This is a genomic window from Alistipes sp. Marseille-P5061 (assembly GCF_900290115.1).
Taxonomy (GTDB): Bacteria; Bacteroidota; Bacteroidia; order Bacteroidales; family Rikenellaceae; genus Alistipes; species Alistipes excrementigallinarum.
Genome location: NZ_LT985750.1, coordinates 134,361 through 153,200 on the forward strand (window position 1 = coordinate 134,361; position 18,840 = coordinate 153,200).

The 18,840-nt window shown below is 54.4% G+C and carries 17 protein-coding genes and 2 tRNA genes; 8 read left to right on the top strand and 11 right to left on the bottom strand.

Annotated features, from left to right (window positions below):
- Positions 1-216: 216 nt before the first annotated feature.
- On the bottom strand, positions 217-1,272 hold the full coding sequence (gene rlmN, locus C8267_RS07540) for a 23S rRNA (adenine(2503)-C(2))-methyltransferase RlmN (protein ID WP_106634248.1): 1,056 nt from the start codon (positions 1,270-1,272) through the stop codon (positions 217-219).
- Between the two features lie 161 nt (positions 1,273-1,433).
- Here rlmN and C8267_RS07545 point away from each other — a divergent pair, with 161 nt between their 5' ends.
- The 4 genes from C8267_RS07545 to C8267_RS07560 all read left to right on the top strand — a co-directional run bounded on the left by C8267_RS07545 (position 1,434) and on the right by C8267_RS07560 (position 5,879).
- On the top strand, positions 1,434-2,117 hold the full coding sequence (locus C8267_RS07545) for an energy transducer TonB (protein WP_106634249.1): 684 nt from the start codon (positions 1,434-1,436) through the stop codon (positions 2,115-2,117).
- Between the two features lie 135 nt (positions 2,118-2,252).
- A complete protein-coding gene (gene hflX / locus C8267_RS07550; RefSeq protein WP_087362571.1) occupies positions 2,253-3,470 on the top strand; it encodes a GTPase HflX in 1,218 nt (405 codons plus the stop codon).
- 40 nt (positions 3,471-3,510) lie between these two features.
- Positions 3,511-4,164 carry a uracil phosphoribosyltransferase gene (upp, locus tag C8267_RS07555; RefSeq protein ID WP_106634250.1) on the top strand — a complete coding sequence of 218 codons (654 nt, stop codon included), beginning with the start codon at positions 3,511-3,513 and terminating at the stop codon, positions 4,162-4,164.
- A gap of 770 nt (positions 4,165-4,934) precedes the next feature.
- Positions 4,935-5,879, top strand: coding sequence for a DMT family transporter (locus C8267_RS07560; protein ID WP_106634251.1), 945 nt, complete (start codon positions 4,935-4,937; stop codon positions 5,877-5,879).
- Positions 5,880-6,129: 250 nt separating this feature from the next.
- On the opposite strand, the gene C8267_RS07565 is transcribed toward C8267_RS07560, so the two are convergent.
- The 8 genes from C8267_RS07565 to C8267_RS07595 all read right to left on the bottom strand — a co-directional run bounded on the left by C8267_RS07565 (position 6,130) and on the right by C8267_RS07595 (position 12,580).
- Positions 6,130-6,201, bottom strand: a tRNA-Thr gene (locus C8267_RS07565).
- A gap of 877 nt (positions 6,202-7,078) precedes the next feature.
- Positions 7,079-7,564 (bottom strand): hypothetical protein, encoded by a 486-nt coding sequence (locus C8267_RS10940; RefSeq protein WP_158699759.1) that lies wholly within the window; start codon positions 7,562-7,564, stop codon positions 7,079-7,081.
- A 7-nt stretch (positions 7,565-7,571) separates the two neighbouring features.
- On the bottom strand, positions 7,572-8,795 hold the full coding sequence (locus C8267_RS07570; RefSeq protein ID WP_106634252.1) for a leucine-rich repeat protein: 1,224 nt from the start codon (positions 8,793-8,795) through the stop codon (positions 7,572-7,574).
- A 50-nt stretch (positions 8,796-8,845) separates the two neighbouring features.
- Positions 8,846-9,325: a lipocalin family protein gene (locus tag C8267_RS07575; RefSeq protein WP_106634253.1), complete on the bottom strand. Its 480-nt coding sequence runs from the start codon at positions 9,323-9,325 to the stop codon at positions 8,846-8,848.
- Between the two features lie 436 nt (positions 9,326-9,761).
- On the bottom strand, positions 9,762-10,109 hold the full coding sequence (locus C8267_RS07580) for a hypothetical protein (RefSeq protein ID WP_106634254.1): 348 nt from the start codon (positions 10,107-10,109) through the stop codon (positions 9,762-9,764).
- A 154-nt stretch (positions 10,110-10,263) separates the two neighbouring features.
- The gene (locus C8267_RS07585; protein WP_106634255.1) at positions 10,264-10,560 is read right to left on the bottom strand and encodes a hypothetical protein; all 297 of its coding nucleotides are present in this window, start codon (positions 10,558-10,560) and stop codon (positions 10,264-10,266) included.
- A 349-nt stretch (positions 10,561-10,909) separates the two neighbouring features.
- Positions 10,910-11,965 carry a hypothetical protein gene (locus C8267_RS07590; RefSeq protein WP_234025729.1) on the bottom strand — a complete coding sequence of 352 codons (1,056 nt, stop codon included), beginning with the start codon at positions 11,963-11,965 and terminating at the stop codon, positions 10,910-10,912.
- A gap of 126 nt (positions 11,966-12,091) precedes the next feature.
- A complete protein-coding gene (locus tag C8267_RS07595; RefSeq protein WP_019149904.1) occupies positions 12,092-12,580 on the bottom strand; it encodes a hypothetical protein in 489 nt (162 codons plus the stop codon).
- Positions 12,581-13,164: 584 nt separating this feature from the next.
- Between C8267_RS07595 and C8267_RS07600 the strand changes: the two genes are divergently transcribed.
- Both C8267_RS07600 and C8267_RS10945 read left to right on the top strand, forming a co-directional pair.
- Complete coding sequence (locus C8267_RS07600; protein WP_106634257.1) at positions 13,165-13,965, top strand: hypothetical protein; 801 nt, start codon at positions 13,165-13,167, stop codon at positions 13,963-13,965.
- 158 nt (positions 13,966-14,123) lie between these two features.
- Positions 14,124-14,648 carry a hypothetical protein gene (locus tag C8267_RS10945; protein WP_122119858.1) on the top strand — a complete coding sequence of 175 codons (525 nt, stop codon included), beginning with the start codon at positions 14,124-14,126 and terminating at the stop codon, positions 14,646-14,648.
- 124 nt (positions 14,649-14,772) lie between these two features.
- On the opposite strand, the gene C8267_RS07610 is transcribed toward C8267_RS10945, so the two are convergent.
- Complete coding sequence (locus C8267_RS07610) at positions 14,773-15,987, bottom strand: site-specific integrase (protein WP_106634259.1); 1,215 nt, start codon at positions 15,985-15,987, stop codon at positions 14,773-14,775.
- A gap of 156 nt (positions 15,988-16,143) precedes the next feature.
- Positions 16,144-16,215 (bottom strand) — tRNA-Thr (locus tag C8267_RS07615).
- 133 nt (positions 16,216-16,348) lie between these two features.
- On the opposite strand from C8267_RS07615, the gene C8267_RS07620 reads away from it, so the two are divergent.
- Complete coding sequence (locus C8267_RS07620) at positions 16,349-17,776, top strand: carbon starvation CstA family protein (RefSeq protein ID WP_106634260.1); 1,428 nt, start codon at positions 16,349-16,351, stop codon at positions 17,774-17,776.
- Entirely contained in the window at positions 17,757-18,443 is a 687-nt protein-coding gene (locus C8267_RS07625; protein ID WP_106634261.1) for a hypothetical protein, read from the top strand. The genes C8267_RS07620 and C8267_RS07625 overlap by 20 nt, the downstream gene beginning before the upstream one ends.
- Positions 18,444-18,840 lie beyond the last annotated feature (397 nt).

The following is an 18,840-nucleotide window of genomic DNA, read 5'->3' on the forward strand; positions in this document are numbered from 1 at the left end:
ATCACTGCTGAAACACTCAGGATTTGCTCCGGAATTGCAGCGAGCCGCTTCGAAGCCGCTCCAAAATGTACTGAACCCGCTCCGAAACGGAGTACAGCTCTCTTTCCGTCCCGCCGGTTCTCTTGCCCCGCCGGTTCTTTTGCCTCGCCGGTTTTTTTTGCGCCGCCGGTCCTTTCGCGCCGCCGGTCCTTCCGTCCCGCCGGCGCTCCCGTCCCGCTACTCCTCCTTCGGCGCGGAGTGCCTGCTGCGCGCCATCTGCTCGGCGGTGCTCAGCAGTCCGCAGGCGGCCTGGATGTCCTCGCCGCGCGAGGCGCGGATGGTGGTGTGGATGCCGCGGGCCGTCAGCGCGTCGCGGAAGCGGAGCATCGCCTCCTCGTCGGGCGAGAAGAAGGGCGACGAGGGGATGCGGTGGAAGCGGATGAGGTTGATGCGGCACTTGATGCCGTTGAGCAGCCGCACCAGCTCACGGATGTGGCGCGGCGAGTCGTTCATGCCGCTCAGCACGATGTATTCGAACGAGACGCGCCGCTGGTGGGTGAAGTCGTAGCGGCGCAGGATGTCGACCACGCTGCGGATGGGCCATGCCCGCTCGACGGGCATAATCTGCGCCCGCTCCTCCGGGAAGGGGTTGTGGAGGCTCACCGCCAGATGGACCTTCGTCTGGTCGAGCAGCCGCGGCAGCTGCGGCGCGACGCCCGCCGTCGAGAGGGTGATGCGCGTGGGCGACCACCCGAAGCCCCACTCGGCGGTCAGGATGTCGAGCGCCCGCAGTACGTTGTCGGCGTTGTCGAGCGGCTCGCCCATCCCCATGAAGACGAGGTTCGTGAGCCGTTCGAACTCGGGGATTGAGACCACCTGGTTGAGGATTTCGGCCGTCGAGAGCGAGTGCACGAGCCCCTGCCGCCCCGTGGCGCAGAAGGCGCACCCCATGCGGCACCCCGCCTGCGAGGAGACGCAGAGCGTCGCCCGCTCGCCGTCGGGGATGTAGGCCGACTCGATGTAGGCCCCCTGCGCCGTGGCGAAGAGGTACTTCTTCGTGCCGTCGGCCGAGCGGTCGACCCGCCGGGGCGGCGTGAGGGCGGTGGTGAAGCGCGTGGCCAGCTGCTCGCGGAAGCGCTGCGCGATGTCGCTCATGAGCGCGGGCTCCTCCGTGCGGCGCGCATAGAGCCAGCGGGTGAGCTGCCGTGCGGCGAAGCGCGGCATTCCCAGCTCGTTGCACAGCGCGGTCAGCTGTGCGAGGTCCATCCCGAACAAAGTCTCGTTTTCAGTCATGCAAAGCCTCCCCCGAAGGGAGTTTGTGGGACAAAATTAAGGAAAATCCGCATATTTTTGCGGGGGATTGCGCTTTTTTGGATTTTTGTGCGTATATTTGTGGTGCATAGCGTACCCGTTCTGCGGGTACTCCGGTTGAAACAATTAAAAATTACGGATAAATGGAACTTAAGAAATCGCCCAAAGCGGACCTCAACAACAAGCGAGGTCTTCTGCTTGAAATCGGACTGGTCGTGTCGCTGCTGTTGGTCATTGCGGCCTTCGCCTACACGCCCAAGGAGTATCGTATCGAGATAGTTACGGAGTACGTGGCGCCCGTTGAGGAGGAGATTACCGAGGTGACGCGTCAGGACCAGAAACCGCCCGAGGCTCCCAAGAAGGTGGAGGTGAAGGTGATTACCGACATGCTCGAGGTGGTGACCAACGATACGAAGATTACGACGGATGTCGACTTCGCCGAGTTTGACGAGAACACCGAGGTGATTCAGCAGGTCGAGGTCAAGGAGGAGGTCATCGAGGACGACCAGCCCTTCCTGATTGCCGAGACGATGCCTTCGTTCCAGGGCGGTGACCTGAACAAGTTCCGCACCTGGGTTCAGCAGAATATCCGCTTCCCGCAGATTGCCCTCGAGAACGGCATCCAGGGCCGCGTGGTTCTCTCGTTCGTCATCGAGAAGGACGGCCGTCTGACCAATATCCAGGTGCTGCAGTCGCCCGACCGCTCGCTCTCCGACGAGGCCATCCGCGTGCTGAGCAAGTCGCCGAAGTGGAGCCCCGGCAAGCAGCGCAACCAGGTGGTACGTGTCAAGTACACGCTTCCGGTAGACTTCCGCGTGCAGAACTGATTCCGGAGCTGAGTTTCATCTCATAGGGTATCCGCATTGTGCAGATACCCTATATTTGTAGCATCGGGTCGGTGCCGGACGACGGGGCGTAAGGGCTCCGCCGCGGAACCGGTCCGCTCGGAAAGGAGATTTATTTTGGCTGAAAAGAGCAACAACAAGACGCAACCCGCCGTCGAGGAGCAGCGCCGTGAGCGCGCCGTGCTGGTCTCCGTCGTCCGCGAAGGACAGGAGGTCCGCCAGGCCGAGGAGTACCTCGACGAGCTGGAGTTTCTGGCCGAGACGGCCGACATCGAGAGCGTGCGCCGCTTCATGCAGCGCCTGCCGCAGCCCTCGGCGCGCATCTACGTGGGACCGGGCAAGCTCGAGGAGATTGCCCAGTATTGCGGCGAGCATGAAATCGACGTGGTGATTTTCGACGACGAGCTCTCGCCGTCGCAGACCCGCAACATCGAGAAGGCGCTGCCGTGCCGCATCCTCGACCGCACGCGCCTGATTCTCGACATCTTCCTCTCGCGCGCCCAGACGGCCTACGCCAAGACGCAGGTCCAGCTGGCCAACTACGAATACATGCTGCCGCGGCTGTCGGGCCTCTGGACCCACCTCGAGCGGCAGCGCGGCGGTACGGGTACGCGCGGCGGTGCGGGCGAGCGCGAAATCGAGACCGACCGACGCATCATCCGCAACCGCATTGCCAAGCTCAAGGAGGACCTCAAGAAGATTGACCGCCAGATGGCCGTCCAGCGCTCCAACCGCGGGTCGCTCGTGCGCGTGGCGCTGGTGGGCTACACCAACGTCGGCAAGTCGACGCTCATGAACCTCATCTCGAAGAGCGACGTCTTCGCTGAGAACAAGCTCTTCGCCACGCTCGACACAACGGTGCGCAAGGTGGTCTTCGACAACCTCCCCTTCCTGCTCTCCGATACCGTGGGCTTCATCCGCAAGCTCCCCACCGAGCTCATCGAGTCCTTCAAGTCGACGCTCGACGAGGTGCGCGAGGCCGACCTGCTGATTCACGTGGTCGATATCTCGCACCCGCAGTTCGAGGAGCAGATTGCGGTGGTCAAGCAGACGCTGCAGGAGATTGGTGCGGGCGACAAACCCGTCTACCTGGTCTTCAACAAGGTCGACGCCTATACCTATGTAAAGAAGGAGGAGGACGACCTCACGCCGGCCACGCGCGAGAACCTCTCGCTCGACGACCTGCGCCGGAGCTGGATAGCTCGGGCCAACACCCCCTGCATCTTCCTCTCGGCCCTCACGCGGAGCAACATCGAGAAGTTCCGCTCGGACCTCTACGGCATGGTCCGCGAGATTCATGCCGGCCGCTACCCGTTCAACAACTTCCTCTATTGAACCGCGCACACCGACAAACCGAACATCAAACCCCGATTCTATGTTGCATATCCTGAGCGAGCAGAACACCGTGCTCAACAAGTTCATCGCGCAAATCCGCGACAAGTCCGTCCAGCAGGACTCGATGCGCTTCCGCCGCAATCTGGAGCGTATCGGCGAGGTGACGGCCTACGAGATTTCGAAGACGCTGGAGTATGTGCCGCGCGTGGTCGAGACGCCGCTGGGCGAGGCTACCGTCCAGACGATTGACGACCGCGTGGTGGTGGCGACCATCCTCCGTGCGGGCCTTCCCTTCCACCAGGGCTTTCTCAACTACTTCGACGATGCGGAGAACGCCTTTGTCTCGGCCTATCGCAAGAGTACGAAGGACGGCAAGTTCAAGGTGAAGGTCGAGTACATCTCGTGCGGCGAGCTGGAGGGCAAGGTGCTGTTGCTGGTCGACCCGATGCTGGCGACGGGTTCGTCGCTCGTGCTGGCCTACAATGCGCTCTGCGAGCGGGGCGGCGTGCCGAAGCATACCCACGTGGCGGCGGTCATCGCCAGCGAGCAGGGTGTCGACTACGTCGAGAAGAACATGCCGCGCCAGACGACCACCATCTGGGCCTCGGCCGTTGACGAGGAGCTCACCTCGCGCGCCTACATCGTGCCGGGCATCGGCGATGCGGGCGACCTGGCCTACGGCGCGAAAATCTGAGCCGGAGCCGGGTGCTTCGGCCGGAGCCCGTCTCCGAAACCGCTCGGGGCGACAATCGGATGAACCGGTTGTCGCTCCTTTTTTTGTGGGCGCGGCGCCCCTGATGCCCAATGTCCTGCCCCCCCCGGGGCCTGCCCATGTCGCTGCCCCGGGAGCTGCCCCGGGAGCTGCAGGGCTCGGGCGCGGCATATTCCGGCGGGGCGTGCCGTTCGCCTTCCGTGCGGCGCTTGGGAGCGGCCCTCCTCTGCGGGGAGGGGATGCGGGGTGGTCCGCCCGCCCGTCGGAATGTGCGGGCGGCGGAGTATTTCTCCCCGGTTCCTTCCGCTGCTGCCGCCCTTCTTTTCCCGAATCCTTTCTCTCCCCGGTTCCTTCCGCCATCGTCCTCCCTTCGGCGCTTGGGAGCGGCCCTCCTCCGCGGAGGAGGGGATGCGGGGCGGTCCGTCCGCCCGTCGGAATGTGCGGGCGGCGGAGTATTTCTCCCCGGTTCCTTTTGCTGCTGCCGCCCTTCTTTTCCCGAATCCTTTCTCTCCCCGGTTCCTTCCGCCATCGTCCTCCCTGCGGCGCTTGGGAGCGGCCCTCCTCCACGGGGAGGGGATGCGGGGTGGTCCGTCCGCCCGTCGGAATGTGCGGGCGGCGGAGTGTTTCTCTCCGGTTCCTTCCGCCGCCACCGCCCTCCTTTTCCCGGTGCCGGTCCGGGCCGCGCGATTTTTCGGGAAAAAGATGCGGTGGGGAGAAATAAATGCTATTTTTGCCCCAAAATCAAGCGAGGCATGAATACCAAAGCCAAAGGTTATCTGCTGGGTGCGGTCGCCGCCGCCACCTACGGCATGAATCCCCTCTTTGCCCTTCCGCTCTACAAGGAGGGCATGGACCCCGATTCGGTGCTCTTTTTCCGCTATCTGTTCGCCATTCCGCTGCTGGGGGCCATGCTCCGCTTCCGCCGGGGGCGCGACTTCCGCCTCCGCGGCCGCGAGATAGTGCCGCTCGTGCTGCTGGGTCTGCTGCTGTCGTTCTCCTCGCTCGCGCTCTTCCTGAGCTACAACTACATGGACGCCGGCATCGCATTGACGCTGCTCTTCGTCTATCCCATCATGGTGGCGCTCATCATGGCCGTGGGCTTCCACGAGAAGCTCACGCTGCAGACCTCTCTCTGCATCCTGCTGGCACTCGCGGGCATCGGCCTGCTCTACCGCTCGGGCGACGGCGCGACGCTGAGCCTTACGGGCACGCTGCTCGTCATGACCTCGTCGCTCTCCTATGCCATCTACATCGTCGGGGTCAACCGACCCTCGCTCCGCGAGCTCCCGACCCTCAAGGTGACCTTCTATGTGCTGCTTTTCGGTCTGTCGCTCTTCCTGGTGCGGCTCGACTTCGGTACGGCCGTCACGCTCCCGGGCAAGTGGTATCTGTGGGGCAACCTGCTGGCGCTGGCCATCTTCCCGACAGCCATCTCGTTCCTCTGCACCACGAGCGCCATCCAGTACATCGGCTCGACGCCCACGGCGATTCTCGGGGCGCTGGAGCCCGTGACGGCGGTCTTCTTCGGGGTGACCATCTTCGGCGAGCAGCTCACGCCGCGCATCCTCTGCGGTATGCTGCTCATCATCGTGGCCGTGAGCCTGATTGTGGCGGGCAACCGCATCTCGGCGACGCTGGTGCGCTTCCGCAAGCTCTTCCCCCGCATTCCGCTGCCGCACCTCCACCGCCGCCGGTAGGGCGCGCGAATCCTTCATGCCGTCGGCCTCCGTGCGGCCCGCACGGGCGGCCGGCGACCCCCGCTCAGGCGGTGCTCCAAACAAGAAAAAGCCGCTCCGAAAGGAGTGGCTTTCAACTTTTTGGGAGTATCCGGCGAAGGTGCCCTGGCCCGGCTGCCGGGATATCTCCGCCCGGCTGCCGGACGGAGCCGCGGGCCTTCCCGGTGCATACGAAAAAAGGGAGACGCCTTTCGGTTGCCTCCCTTTCGTGAGCCGAATCCGAGACTTGAACTCGGGACCCCTTCATTACGAGTGAAGTGCTCTACCACTGAGCTAATTCGGCTTTCAACTGAAAATTAGCTTGTTACGGCATGGAAAAAGGAAAATTCGGGCGTAATGTGTAACATTATGTGTAACACGATGGCCTGTGTTGTTTGCGGTTAAACAATAGAGAATTGCTTGATTGTTTGATAAATAGAAAGAGTGACAGACTATTGAAAGAGCAATTTTATAAGCCCCTTGCTTTTAGCTTGTCACTTTTTGCTGTTGTCAAAGGAAAAAGCCGCATTTTCTCGGCTCTCTCCTTATCCTTTATGGATACGATGCAATCCAACTACATCAAGTTATTTCGTAAATTGCATCAGATAGTTTTCGCAGAATCCAGCTAACGGGAATTTCATCACCTCTTCCCGTCCGTCGGGCGTTGTGTATTGGATTAGTATTGTATCGGCTTTTACATGGTAATCGAACAAATTTACCCGTTCGTCCGTTCCCTCTATTCCGACCTCGTTCTGTGTCATTATGCCGATTATTCCGTCCACCTCTTTAAGTTCGCACTTTCATCCGAATAGGTAGCGCCGATTCTTTGCAAGGATAATTTCGACGGGCTTTGTTATGTCTGCCATATTAGGGGCAAACATATAAGTAAATGTTTCGGGGTATATTCCGTCTTTGGATTTTTCGACAAGCAGGGCTATTCCCTCAGTCGGGCTTCATCTGACCATCTTTTGAATGATCTGCCTATCTTCCCAAGTTTCGGACTTTCATTCTGTTTTTGGTTGTTTGTATCTGTTCATATTGCGCAAAATGTTATGTTGTTCTTATCTTCATAAAGATAAGATTATTAACGAAATAAATAAAATAAAAAAGTGACAGACTCTGCAAAAGGGTCTTATAGATTAACCTTTTCACAAAGTCTGTCACTCGATAGGTGGTGTATCCTATTTCGTTAGCAGACGCTTAATTTTATCTTGGCAGGCAATAATAAAATCTATTTTTTGCTGTGAGGTTAATTGTCCAAAATCAGAAGATAATCGGGCAAAGTAACTTTTAATATCTCTTGTAGGAACACCAAGCAATTTGATTATAGGGGATTTTCGCACTACTATTCTCCAGCAGGAATCATCCAATGGAATATCGTATTTATAAGCGATTTGTCGGGCTGTTTCAATCATGGATTGCGCTCCTATTCCCCGAATTTTCAAATCCTCTATGCGTTCGTACAATTCGTTAAAATCGGCTGCTTGGGAAAGGCGATTGCAATTTGTTGATATAATGCAGCTCCACTCATCCCAAATTACATTTGAAATATGCCGTAGATTATCCGTCTTGACCAACAATCCTAAATTTCCTCTGTTGTTGCAGATAGAAATATAATTTGCGATCAATTCTCGCCATTGGGCTTTAGTTATCCTATTTTGCTCCATAGCAGTATCATTTGTCTTCGGGCATATTATCTTCTAACGACATGTATCTACCAATTATCTCATCACGACTGCCCCATATCTTACCATATGCGTCAACGTACATTGCTGGAACATAGATCTCGACAGTCCATCCGTTAGTATAGCGTCCTCCATCATTAGTAGACCCTCTATCAAATGGGAGAGAGGATGCAGGGGGTGTTTTTACTCCTAAATAGAATTTGGAAGCTATGTCACCCCTAAAGGCATCTGACGCCATATCTGTTATTTCGGTACAATGTTGCATATAAATAATTCCCCCGTGATCTATAGCGTATTTAAATGCTCCAGTTTCGATTGTTTTTAATTTCGATCCTTTTTCAAAAAATATATAATCAAGAGATGGAAAACTTCCAGTATAGGGGATCAAATTCGCAAATGCACTTTCCCCAATAGTTTCAAGTGATGCAGGAAATTTTAGAGAATATAAGCCCGAACAATGATAAAACGCCTCTTTACCGATAGTTTGTAATTTGGATGAAAAATGAAAATCCGAATGAATTTCGCTCATATAAAATGCCCTATCGTCTATGGCAACTACTTCGTCAAACATTTGTACGGTTCTCGTTTTTGCCATATCGAACATTTCATTGCCGATTACTTTCAAAGAGCGCGGTAATATAACATGGGAAATAAGAGAATTTGCAAAAGCTTTTTCAGGCAACTCTTCCAAATTTACGTCTGAAATATCCAAATAGTCTAATGTCAGCACGGATTTGAGAAATTGGAAATCCGTTTCATCGGGTATGCCGTTGATCTTCAATTCTGTTGTTTCCAATAGGTTTTGTTCTGTTAATATTTGTTGTAATGTTCCCGCTGCGGACACATTGACGGTCGGAACAAATCCTTGTGTTATTTGGATTTCTACCGATTGTTTTCCACTTTTGAGCGTGAATGCAGTTGAACGGTTATCAGTTGTCGTATTGCTTGTTGCAGAAAAATCGACAGAAAAATAGCGGTCTGTTCCGCTTCCGCTTTTCTGCGACGGCTCACACCAAGAAGCGCCACCCGAAAGTGTCCAATCTTGAGTGCTTTCAAAGGAAATGTATTGTGTGCCTCCCCGCCCACTAAATTCCAGCATTGTTTCATCGACGGAAAATATATCCTCTTCAGGAGGTGCTGGGGTTTCGTTTCCGTTCTTGGAGCATCCGCAAATCATTATTGCAGACAATGCAAATAAAAATAAATTCTTCATAAAGCCCTTCTATTTTGTTTTTCGAAGAAGAGTCAAACCTCGTACAACGATCAGATTTTCTTGAACGTAATGGTTATTTCGGCCTGATAGCCGTCTCCGTCATCCGCTTTGTATAAAAGAACCAGTTTGTCATTCGTCAGCTCCTTAATATCATAGACGCATGTAAGGTCTCCGTTATCAGGCTCTTCATAAAGCGATAGTTGGTTATTCGAAATCGTGTATTCAACAGACCAGTTACTATCCAGCTTATTATTGTCATAATAATAGTAGCTTTTATATTGCCCTGATCCATCCTCATTGAATGTGTAGGTGTAATAGAACCCGTAATCGTCGTTCACATCGTCAATCGGATAGGTTATATCCTTATCGAATTTACCCTCTCCTGGCACAATTTCATAGCCGACCTCACGTGTAATCTGCCATGTTCCGATGATCGACGCATCTTTGTTATCGTCTTTGTCATCATCGGAGCATGCCGAAAACGAGACTGCCGCAAACAGAGCGGTCGCAAAGAAAAACAACTTTTTCATCGTTGCAATAAGTTTTTGTTTGTCGTCCCAGCACCCGTACGACGGTTAAAGTTTGGGTAAAAAAACAGAAAGCGCGGTGCTGAAAACTTATTTAGTCAAACAGGTCGTAGGAAACCTAAGGTATAAATAAGCAACAACACCACGCCTATATCCACGAATGGATATGACGCGGCAAGATGTTAGCCTTTCTCTACCTTATCCGAATTTCCTACGTTCGTTTGACGAGAATAAGCTACACTTTCCGTGTATTCAATATGTTACTGCAAAAGTAGCATATTCGGCGGAAATTGCAAAACACCTTGCCCATTCGGGTGTTGTTGCTCTTATTTTATGATTCAATGATTCTATGGTGCAGGCATAGCCGTATTTGTTGAGTCGTTACATAAAGACAGACCTTGCAGTCGGTCATCACTCCGTCTGCAAAGTCTGTCGCCCGTCATCTGTTCCAATCGTTGTACTCGTCGATTGGATAGAAGCGCCGAAAGAGGTCGTGGAAATGGAACGCGAAAAAGGCCATGTCGGTGCACATTGCAATGCGGAAGTATGTACCCATCACCAAGTCGTCTCCGTCATAGACTATATGACCGAACATGATGTTCTGACGGCCGATTCTCCGTCCTCCTCCTGTGAAGCCGATGTAATAGTAGGATTTTTGTCCCGTTCTGCGATTGAACCGTCGATTGAAAAGGATGGTACCCTCTTTAATCGTGTAGGCAAGATGATTACGCTCCAATAGCCGTCGAACGGATTGCATCGACAACTCTGCATTCTTGATTGTCCCCATTTTTCGAATGTTTTGATTTATGATATGGTCGGGACAGGATGGGGAACCCGTTTTGAAGCGTAATAATCTATTCTGTGCTACATGTCTTTCTTGCCTTTATTGGGTTGTTTCCACAAAAGTAAATAATCAGGAGCGAATTTGCAAGGGGAATCAATCAATTCCCCCTGCAAATTTCCTGCATGACATGGTCCATGTAGATGGCCTGTCCGCTCGACATTCGGCCCCACCAATGGCAGCCCAGTTCATCGATGATGATTTCGCCCTGTTCTCTCAACCGATCAGCCAGCCATGATGTCACCAACCACCACTCCAACACCTCTTCCCCATTAAATGGATAGATGTACTCTTCGTCGATTTTCCCCGCTTGGATTAACTCCTCGATTACCGAACTTTGGCCCCACAGGACATGGGTGTCCGTCATTTGCTTGGCCTTTTCTTGTGTGTTGTACATAGCGTTTTGAGTATATGTTTGTCACATATACGCTGTAATCCAACTATATATAATCTCAATAATGGTATGCGGAGAATTGGTTTCAGGCTTAAACAGGGGTGGCCTGTTTTATGTGGAATCCCATTATAAGGGATAGGCAATAATTTCGTTTTCCATCTGAAAATGGGGAGGGGTGAAAAATAGGGATTGTCCGCGCGTGATGTTCGTCGGCAGGTGGTCGGGCGAAGCCCGGCCACCGCTTCGCGGGGCCGTGGCTCGCCCTCTATCTTCTCACGAACTTGTCCCTGATAATTGTCACACACGCGGTCGGTTTACCCTCTATTCGTGTCGGCGCGTCCTTTATCTCGTATCATTGTGCAAGGTCTGTCGCTTTGGCCTTTCGTTGCAATCCCAGCGTGTCGTAAATCTCCTGCAAGCGTTCTTTCGCCTTGTTCTTGGCAATCGGCGTCTGCTTCTGAAATGCGTCGTTTATCATCTTCACGATTTTATATTCGTCGCCGATTGAAAGCCCCTTTACCAACTCGCGGCGGATGTTGCCGACATGGTATTTCAACGCCTGCACTTTGGCCGTTCCCAACTCGTCGTAAGCCTGCTTCACCAGCGGATTCCGCTGTTCTATCACGGCGCATAATTCGGCAGGGCTTTCTACTACGAAAAATTGTTCGGTCATTGTTTTCAGTCGGCAGTATTCGTCGAACAACTCCTGAAAAGTTGTCCGTGCCGAAGGGTTTGCCGCAAGGTGTTCCACGACCTTGCTGTATGTCTGCACCGTTACCTTGTAACCGTTTCGTTGCAGTTCGTCGGTAAGGTTCACATAGGTTGCGTAAATATGTCGGCTGATTTTGAAATTCACGATGTCCATGTTGGCGAGGTTCTTTTCCACGATAAGGCGGTTATCGGCTATCCGCACATATTGCTCGTTGATATAGGGGATTTTCTTCAATAGTTTTTCTCGGCTCGGTTCGTCTACTGCGTTGATGTCGGATGCAAACTTTTCGGCATCTGCAAGTGTCCGCTGGGTGGCCGCAACAAACTCGTCGAGCGTTACGGCTTTGCTGTATTTGGTCGTGGAATAGACATGCACGATTTGCGCCTTGTAACGGGAATCTCGGATGCGTCCGCATATCTGCGTGAAGAGCGTGGAAATATCCAACAGCGTGTGCGCCTTTCGTCCGTCGCTGACGATGAATGTAACGCCGTCGGGGTCGAAGATGTCGCACCCCTCGAAGCAGGTCGAGGTATAAAAGTTTATCTTCTTTGCAGGGTCGGAGGGTTGGCCTATGGGATAGGCATTGCCTAATTTACGCTGGTTTTCCTGCCGACTGTCCCCGCTCGTGGAACAGACGACCTTAACGGCTTCGGGTGCGAGTTTGAGTGTGTCGATGACCTTTGCGATAAATTCCACGCTGTTGACGAAGATATGCAGGTTATAGGGCAATTCGTCGCGCAGGACTTTGACGCACTCCGAGACGACGTATTTGTCGGGCTTGTTGGTCTGTCGCGAACGTACTTTGACCTCCGTAAGGTCGGGTCAGTCGATTTCGCAGGTCGGCAGGTGTCGCAGTTCCTCCAACATGTATTCCCGCTCTATGGGTGTCGCCGTCATGTAGGTCGCACGGTCGAAGCGTGCCGCCGTCGCAAGCAGTTCTCGGATGGCTCGGTGTCGGAACGAATAGGAGTTGAACAGCACGTGCCACTCGTCCACCAGCAGGAACAGCTCCTTATAAGGGTCTATGCCGATGCTCTGTAAAGCGGAAACGACGCGCGGCAGGGAATCGTAAGTCGTGGCTATCTTTAAGGGGGAATGGGTACGGGCGAATTGCGTGATGTCCCACTCGGTAATATCTTCGTACACGCCCAGCACCTCTATATCGTCGGTGCGGCAGACGGTCTTGTTCTTCACCAATGCCACGTAAGGCATAGCGATAAGGGTTGGAATAGAGTTGCGAATTGCCAATTCGGTAGCCCCGCATCCCGTCTTTTTCTTGTTAAAAAGACAATTTACGGGAATTTCGGTCATAAAGTCCCGAAGAAATTTTGCACCTTTGGGTGCGTCGATGGTTCAGTTTTGCATAAGTAATTCGTTTTTAGTGAAATAAAATCTGTAATTATTTTTAATCTTGTATTGTTATTATTAAAGAGAAAGTCCATTTCGGAATCAAAAAATATTACACTCGGAAATAAGAAAAAGAGGCGCTGAAAAACACCTCCCGATTATGGACGGACCCGACATTCGGACTACTCCTCTTTCGTATTATAAAGATAGCACCTTTTTTATTGGGAACAAAGGTCGGACAGCAATTAATCCGAACATTTTTATCTATGTCTTAGATGGCTTTATAGGGGGCTTTGCGAGGTGTCGGAGTGTGTTCGACCAGCCGAAAACCTGCGAAAAGTCCTTATTAGCGGAAATTCGCACGCTTCATTGTTCTAAAACACCTCCCGATGCGTGTAAAAAAGTCTTATCAAGGGGTTTTGAACCGCTTTATTGTTCTGTTATTCTCCCGAAACATGCGTTTCAAGTGTTATTAGTAACTTTTACTTGGCGGCGAGGTGTTATTTACAACCGAAAATGTTAAATTTGGGTATTAAAACCATCTGACAATGAGCACGAAGATAGAATATGAGGACGGCTCGGTCTATTTCGAACCCGAACCGAGCGAAACCGAGAATTTGGAGTATGTCTATTTGCTCTGCGATGATTATGAGAACGGCGGCTATTATCCGTACCGTTTTTTCAACCGCATGTGCAACGGACTAATCAAGGCCCCTTTCAGCAGGTTGCAGTTTATGAACAACGACGAAATCGTGTCCACTTTGGAGGGGTACGAATTGGATGCGGAGAAATTTTGGATGGCGGTGCTCTTTATCTATGATTGGGCCGAGAATCAGTTTGTCAAATGCGTCGATATAAAATCCCGTTCGCACGGGATGCTGTTACGGGAGTTGCTCGGCAAGTTGGGCGACGATATGGGCGATGTGACGATTCAGATTCGCAAGGGGCGCAAGAACTTGGACGTACACCCGATGATTAAGCGGGATATGATTGACGCCCTGCACGCCAAATTGGAGGAGTTGAAGCGGAAAGGAGCGGACAACCTCTTTGCTTACCGTTCGGAGGACTTCAAGGCGGATTATCCCGTACTGTCCTATAAGATGTATTTCGCTACGGAGCGGTTGCGGGAGCTGTTCGCGGCTTTGGAACGATGCAGGAGGATAGGGAAACCCAAACGGCGCAAAGGGTCGCTCGTGTCCTATAACAGGATGTTGCTGTTCGCCCGTATCGTCTATATGTTCCGTTACACGGACAACCCCGCATTTTTGGACAGCGACGACCCGCTGAAAGGGATAATGAAAGATTATAGGGGCAAAATTCCGCAGACACTCTCGGCAATCTACGACTGAGGAAAAGGGAGGGGGAAAGCGCTGGTTTTTTCCTCCTTAAAGACGGGACGAAATCGCAGTATGTTTGCAGTGTCAAGCCGAACGGATGACCTGCGACCCACATGGGCAAGGCGAGCAGAAAAACCAACGCCCCTCCCTAAAAAGGAGTATTTAAAATTATGGCAAAGAATAATTTTGCACCTGCTGCCGAGAGCACAGCAACTACCACGACCACGGCTCCTGCCGCAACCTCCAATGCCGCCCCTGCCGCCGAGCAGAAAGAGCCGCAGACAAACCCGACCTCGCGCCGTCGTGCACCGAGTGCGCCGATTTGGTCGGCATTGACCGTCGCAAGGCGGATGTTCAACAATCTGCCGTCGGCCTTGCAGAACACCGAAACAAAGCGGATGTGTCTGAAAGAGGCCGCAGAACGCACCTACGGAGACCCCAAGCGGGCAAGTTACGACATTAAGAACGAAGCCCGCAAATTGACCAACCTAATGGATTTCGGGGAGTACTGCCGAAAGAACGGATTAAAGGGAGAAAACGTGGCCGAGCACGTGGTATTCGAGGGTAAAACCGTAATGCGCCGAGTGATGGAGTACGGCGTCGAGAGCGTCCTCGGAACGAAAATCCAAATGTTCGCAGAACCGCTGACCGACGGTAAGGAAAAGTCCGCCGAGAGTGAAGCAAATGCCGAGTAACGGTAAAAACAGAGGTTGCGTCAGCACAAAAAAGAATCGCAACCTTTCTCGCTTTACTCACGCAAACAAGAGAGAAAAGGGGTGCCACGGCGAAGCCGGGCACCTCTTTTCTCGATAACGGCAGTCACAACAAGTTCTGCATGGCCGCGTCGATTTGGCTGTTCTCGAATGAATCGAGGTAGATTTGCGTGGTCGAGAGGTCGGAATGTCCCAACGATTCGGAAATCAGAGCCACGCTTACTCCTGACCGTTTCAGGACGGTTGCGTATGTGTGGCGGGCAACGTAGGTCGTCAATGGAACCTCCAATCCGATCTGTTCTCCCAGCACTTTCAATTCCCGATTGATCTTTGCCAGCACCTTATGGATGCGGTTGAAAATCTGCTGTGCGGTCTTGTGTTCCGCTCGGTCGAGAATCGGGAAGATATAATCTTCTTGTGCGTGGTTGTCCCTGCTGTATTTCCCGATAATCTGCAAGGCGTTCGGCACGAGTTGAAAGGATAGCAACTTCTGGGTTTTGTGACGGGAGTAATAGATTCTGCCTTTTATGAGGTCCTTGTAACGTAACCGTGCCATGTCACCGAAATTCATTCCCGCCGTAAAGTAGGAGAACAGGAATAAATCCTTGGCAAGTTGTCGGTACTCTGTCGTATGTCCCTCGGTAATTTCGAGATCAATCAATCGCTGGATGTCCTCTTTGTCGATGGCTCGTTTGCGGGTCTTGGCCCACAAACTGCCCACTTGGTAAAGGCTGAACGGATTTTGTTTGGTCTCGATGCGTCCCTCTTTGACCGCCTTGTTGTAGATGGCCTTGAAGATGGCGAATCGTGTGGCGATACTGTTGTCCTTGTTGCCACGTTCCCGTAGGTATAGTTCCAACCCTTTCAGATAGTCGAGGTCGATGGCTTCCATGGCCATGCTGGTCGGTTTGTAGCCTCCCAACACTTGCAGAGCATATCGGTGTTTGGTTGCCGAATGAATCTTGCCGAGCGATTTCAACCGTTCAATCACCTCGTTGAATCCTTGTTCGATGGTGATTCCTGCGATATGGGCGGTTTTTACCTCAAACAGCGTATCGAAGTTTACGGGAATATCCAACGCCTCCAGCCTTTTGATCTTCTTCTGAAATCCTGTTAATGTGCAGTCGATTTTACTTTGCAGGGAGGCTCGATCAGGGCAATCCGCTGTCAGCATTTCGGCCTCTTTGTCCCAGTAGTGCGGCTCAACGGAGATGCCGAGCGAGACGAGTTTGTGGGCTCGTTGGTGGGTGAAGCGGATCGCCAAAGGGGATTTGCCGTTTTTGTAAATGATCTCGCTTCGGCAAATTGTTTTGATTTTCATGTGTTTGCGTATTAGGCAAACAACACGGGGCGTCTGAATTTTATGTGTAACATTATGTGTAACATTTGCGCTCGGAAGCCCTTTTTTGCCCCTGTTTCACTCCCGAAACGGCACAAAAAAAAGAGGCTACTTAAATCGTAACCTCTTGATTTTGAGAGCCGAATCCGAGACTTGAACTCGGGACCCCTTCATTACGAGTGAAGTGCTCTACCACTGAGCTAATTCGGCCTGCCCGAACCTTGGCTTGATGCCGTTGGGTTCGCTTTGGGACTGCAAATATCTGAAAAAAATTTATTTCATGCAACAATTTTGCAAAAAATTTCACTATTCTTCTTATCTTCGCGTCAAATCTGACCGGGATATGATTACTTTTCTGGTATGTCTGGCTCTGCTGGTGACCGCCTACTTCACCTACGGGCGCTATCTGGAGCGGCAGGCGGGCGCCGACGCGTCGGCCGAGATGCCGTGCAGGCGCCTCTACGACGGGGTGGACTACGTGCCGCTGCCCCGCTGGCGCGCATTCCTCATCCAGCTGCTCAACATCGCCGGTACGGGCCCCATCTTCGGTGCGGTGCTCGGCGCATGCTTCGGCCCGGTCGCCTTCCTCTGGATTACCTTCGGCGGCATCTTCATGGGGGCCATGCACGACTACCTCTCGGGCATGATGCTCGTGCGCAACGACGGTCTGAGCATCCCCGAAGTGGTGGGGCGCTACCTGGGTGAGGGCATGCGGCACTTCATGCGCATCTTCTCGGTGCTGCTGCTCGTGCTCGTCGGTGCGGTCTTCCTGCTCAGCCCCGCGCAGCTGCTGGCCAACATGGTTCCCGCCATCTCCTGCCCGGTCTGGGTGTGGCTCATCCTGGCCTACTACTTCGTGGCGACGCTGCTGCCCATCGACAAGATTATCGGCCGCATCTACCCGCTCTTCGGCGTGGCGCTGGTGGCGATGGCCCTCGGCCTGCTGGGGGCAGTGATTGTGGGCGACTACCGGATTCCCGAGCTGACGACGCTGCACAACTTCCAACTCGACCCCGCACGCGTGCCGATTGTCCCGACGCTCTTCATCACCATCGCCTGCGGCGCCATCTCGGGCTTCCACGCCACGCAGTCGCCGCTGATGGCTCGCTGCGTGGGCAACGAGCGTGCCTGCCGCTCGGTCTTCTACGGCGCGATGATTTCCGAGAGCATCATCGCCCTCATCTGGGCCGCCGTGGCGATGGCCTTCTTCGGCGGTGCAGGCGAACTCTCGGCGGCGCTTGGCGAACACGGGGACAGCGCCGCATGGGCCGTCGACACCATCTCGAACGGCATGCTGGGCGTCGTGGGCGGCATGCTGGCGCTGCTGGGCGTCGTGGCTGCCCCCATCACCTCGGGCGATACGGCCTTCCGCTCGGCGCGGCTCATCATCGCCGACATGCTGCACCTCGAACAACGGAGCAAACTCAAACGATTCTATATCTGCATTCCTCTCTTTGCGGTGGGGTACTGGATTACGCAGGTCGATTTCGACGTCGTGTGGCGTTACTTCGCCTGGACCAACCAGACGCTCGCCACGATTGTCCTCTGGGCGATTGTCGTCTTCCTGCAGCGGCGGCGCAGCAACCGCTGGGTGGGGCTGCTGCCGGCCCTCTTCATGACCTTCGTCTGCTCGTCGTTCCTCTTCGTGTCGGACCAGTTTCTCGGCATGGAGAACCGCACGGCGGCCTATGCGTGCGGCGTGGCGGTGACGGTCGCGGTGACCGCGGGGATGCTCCTAAAACTGAAGCATGATGCAAAAAGCAACTCTTAATCCGACTCCGGACCAGACCTTCGAGGTGGAGGGCGCCGGGGCCTACGACTTTGCGAAGGTCCTGGCCCGTTCGCGCGAAATGGAGCGTGCGGGCAACGTCGAGGGGGCCTGCAACGAGCGCTATGCGGCCTTCCAGCGCCTCGCGGAGCTGATTCCCGAGACCGAGGAGGTGATTCTCGAGTGGAACCACCGCAACAGCCGTGCGGCGCTCGAACTGATTTACGCCTCGGCCGTCGACCACTTCCTCATCGACGACTTCGAGCTGTCGGCCGCGCTGCTCGAGATGCTGTTAGACCTGGACCCGGAGGACCACCTTGAGGGGTCGACGCTGCTGGCCTTCGACTATGTGGCCATGGACGAGCAGGAGCTCTTCGACGAGGTGGTCAACGACATCTCGGACAAGTATGCCGACCGCACGCTGCTGCTCCTCTGGTCGGGCTTCCGCCGCGACGGGCACCTTCCCGAGGGGGAGCTGCACCGCTTCAAGGTGAAGTTTGCCCCCTTCTATGCGGAGTTCACCGCTGCGGAGCATCCGGCCGACGAGGCCTACCTGCGCGACATCGAGAGCGAGCACCCCTCGGTCGGGGCGCAGGCGCGCGAGCTGTGGCTGCGCACCGAGAATCTCTGGACGCGCTGGCCCGAGTTCATCGCGGCGCTGCGGGGCTGACGCCGCCCCAGAGGCCGAGAAGGGTGCCGGGGCCGAAGGTTGCGAAAAATGTTGTCGTCCGGGGCCGGGTGAGGTGCCGGGAGCCGGAAATTGCAGGGACTGACGCCTCCGCTCGGGGGCCGAAGGTTGCGGGGCTGAAGGTTGCGGAAAAATGCCTCCGCCCGGGGCCGGGAATGGTGCTGGGGCCCGGATGTTGCCGGGCCGCACTGCCGCAGGGCGGATGAAACGGCGGCCCGGAACTTGCGGGAGAGCAGTGTCGCCCGAGGGGCTGTTGAACCGGCTGCTTTCCGGAAATCGTTCCGAATATCTGCCGGGCGGGACGCTGCCGAAGCTGCGCGGCGGCCCGGAGTGGACCGAATCCATGCGACGACCCGCCTCTTCCTTTGTGGAAGGGGCG